Source organism: Neisseria sp. P0021.S006, from assembly GCF_051956895.1.
Genome location: NZ_JBQCWZ010000700.1, coordinates 1 through 724, shown reverse-complemented (window position 1 = coordinate 724; position 724 = coordinate 1). Strand labels below are relative to the sequence as shown.

The window sequence follows — 724 nt, the reverse complement described above, 5'->3', positions numbered from 1 at the left end:
TACCAATACAACCGATAAATCTGTGGAAGAACTCGCCGTTCATATCTTGCAGGCCTGCAAGCTGAAACGCCGTTTCTAAATGAAATGATAAAAGGCCGTCTGAAATTTCAGACGGCCTTTTTTTATTTTGTGTATTAAGTCTTAGGCAGGGTAACACCGGTTTGTCCCATGTATTTGCCGTTGCGGTCTTTGTATGAAGTTGCGCAGACTTCATCGCTTTCAAAGAACAAGACTTGAGCCACGCCTTCGCCGGCATAGATTTTGGCAGGCAGGGGGGTGGTGTTGGAAAACTCAAGCGTAACGTAGCCTTCCCACTCTGGCTCAAACGGGGTAACGTTGACGATGATGCCGCAGCGTGCGTAAGTGGATTTCCCTAAGCAGACAGTCAGGACGTTGCGCGGGATGCGGAAATATTCGACTGTGCGCGCCAAAGCAAAGGAGTTGGGCGGAATGATGCAGCAGTCATCTTCGACTGTAACGAAGTTTTTCGGGTCGAAGTTTTTCGGGTCGACGATGGTGCTGTTGATATTGGTGAAGATTTTAAATTCATTGGCACAGCGGATGTCGTAGCCGTAGCTGGATGTGCCGTAGGAAATGATGCGTTGACCGTTGGCCTCTTTGATTTGGTTGGGCTCGAACGGCTCAATCATGCCGTGTTCTTCGGCCATGCGGCGTATCCATTTGTCGGATTTAATGCTCATGGTGGTTGTCCTGAGGTAAGGGT

At 49.2% G+C, this 724-nt stretch carries 1 protein-coding gene; it reads right to left on the bottom strand.

Going from position 1 to position 724, the window contains the following annotated elements:
• Positions 1-134: 134 nt before the first annotated feature.
• Positions 135-701, bottom strand: coding sequence for a dCTP deaminase (gene dcd / locus ACTHUM_RS16570; RefSeq protein WP_440403501.1), 567 nt, complete (start codon positions 699-701; stop codon positions 135-137).
• Positions 702-724 lie beyond the last annotated feature (23 nt).